The sequence below is a fragment of the Candidatus Obscuribacterales bacterium genome, assembly GCA_036703605.1.
Classification (GTDB): Bacteria; Cyanobacteriota; Cyanobacteriia; order RECH01; family RECH01; genus RECH01.
Genome location: DATNRH010000907.1, coordinates 1 through 1,847, shown reverse-complemented (window position 1 = coordinate 1,847; position 1,847 = coordinate 1). Strand labels below are relative to the sequence as shown.

The 1,847-nt window shown below is 52.2% G+C and carries 2 protein-coding genes and 1 tRNA gene; 1 reads left to right on the top strand and 2 read right to left on the bottom strand.

Annotated elements, in window-relative coordinates; genetic code table 11:
• A partial coding sequence (locus V6D20_18660) for a hypothetical protein (GenBank protein HEY9817801.1) occupies positions 1-187 on the bottom strand: 187 nt, incomplete at its 3' end.
• A gap of 131 nt (positions 188-318) precedes the next feature.
• Between V6D20_18660 and V6D20_18655 the strand changes: the two genes are divergently transcribed.
• Complete coding sequence (locus tag V6D20_18655) at positions 319-1,578, top strand: IS4 family transposase (GenBank protein ID HEY9817800.1); 1,260 nt, start codon at positions 319-321, stop codon at positions 1,576-1,578.
• Positions 1,579-1,705: 127 nt separating this feature from the next.
• Here V6D20_18655 and V6D20_18650 read toward each other — a convergent pair.
• A tRNA-Gln gene (locus V6D20_18650) sits at positions 1,706-1,777 on the bottom strand.
• Positions 1,778-1,847: the final 70 nt, after the last annotated feature.

Sequence of the window (1,847 nt, the reverse complement as noted above, 5' to 3'; positions counted from 1 at the left end):
ATAAACGACTGCTGATAGTCGGCAACGGGAAGCTGCAACTGTTGCCGTTTGGATCATTGCCTGTGCCGGGTGGTGCGGTAGCGCGATCCCCCCTAACCCCCCTTAACAAGCTACTGCTTATACACAAAATGTGAAAATAGTCAGAAAGCAAATCAGGAACGCAATGAATAACAATCCAATCTGGCATCAATCTGAAAAGACGAGACGAAGGATGTTTGGAGATGCCCGGCTTGAAAAAAGGGGGCCGAGTTGTACGAAGCCCTCTGCCAAAAGCAGTCAGTGAGCATCCAGGCTATTGCAGAAAATTGGTCAGAGCAAATGGGATACTACCGGTTGCTCAACAATGAGCAAGTCAACCCGAGAGAAATCTGTAGAAGCCTGTCAGACCAATGCCAGGAGCGGATAGAGGGGTTAAATGTGTTGGCACTCAGTGACAGCAGCGAAGTGAATCTGAGTCGTCATCGGCGGCGACTCAACCCCGAAAAGCTTGGGGTGTTGAGCAACAATAAAAACGTGGGCATCTTCATCCATCCAACCTTGGTCTTAGATGCCGAAGATGGGATGCCGCTAGGATTAAGCGATGTGTACTGGTGGAGTCGTGACCCAGAGCGAAAAGATAAGCACAGTCGGCAATACAAGCAGCAAGAGATAGAAGAGAAAGAATCCTACAAATGGTGGCAGGTGGCTCAAAACAGCCAGAGATGCTGGGCAGCAGCGAAGACAGTGACCTACATCGCCGACCGGGAAGCCGATATTTACGAACTGTGGGAGCAAACTCCCAAGTTGCAGAGCCATGCCCTATTCCGAGCAAGTCGTGACCGCAAAATCCAGGAATCTCCCCAGCGACTGTACAGCTATCTGAGTCAACAACCGATGGCAGGAACTTATGCCTTCCGGGTGCGAGGAGAGCCGCGTCAGCAGCGCATGGAACGAGAAGCCTGGATGAGAGTGCGTTTTACCCCAGTCACCCTCTACCGCCCATCCCGATTGAATGCGTCGGACTATGCACCCACGGTGAAACTTTATGCTCTCGAAGCCGTAGAAATTCAGCCTCCGACCGGGCAAAAGCCGATTCATTGGCGATTGTTAACCACTCACCTGATTAACTCGTTAGAACAGGCGTTACAGGTGATTCAGTGGTATGGTTGGCGTTGGCGAATTGAGCAACTCTTTGCTGTCCTCAAGCAAGATGGACTAGATATTGAATCGACTCAATTGGAGTCGGTGGCAGCCATTGAACGTTTGTTGGTGCTGAGTCTAGGGGCCGCCCTGCGGATTTTGCAACTCTGTCTTGGGCGTGATGACACAGTCCGCCCTGCCAGTCTGGTCTTTTCGGACGCACAGCAGCAGTGCTTGATGCACTTATCTCAGCATTGGCAAGGGCGTACCCGACATCAACAAAATCCCTTTCCTCCCTATTCTTTAGCCTGGGCAACTTGGGTCATTGCTCGGGTGGGTGGCTGGTCGGGCTATCGGAGCCAACGCCCTCCTGGCATCGCCCTGTTATATCGGGGTTTGAGGCGATTTAATTCCTTGTTTCAAGGTTGGTCTATGGCTCGTGACTCAACTTATGTATAAGCAGTAGCTCCCACAGGAGAGGGCTTCCGGCTCCCTTCTCCTGCGGGAGAAGGGTTGGGGATGAGGGAAAATAACAGGCCAACGCAAAAGAGCGAACCCGGTGAACCGAATTCGCTCTTTTAAAATGCTGGGGTGCCAGGGATCGAACCTGGGAATGGCGGTACCAAAAACCGCTGCCTTACCACTTGGCTACGCCCCAATCTGCGAGCGGGCGGAACATAGAGTCAGCGCGGGCCAATGGCAACGCATTTTCTATTTTCGCGAGGATG

What these genes read in the sequence shown, in the direction of transcription:
- V6D20_18655 (HEY9817800.1), top strand. Translation starts at nt 319, where the DNA reads ATGGGATACTACCGGTTGCTCAACAATGAGCAAGTCAACCCGAGAGAA.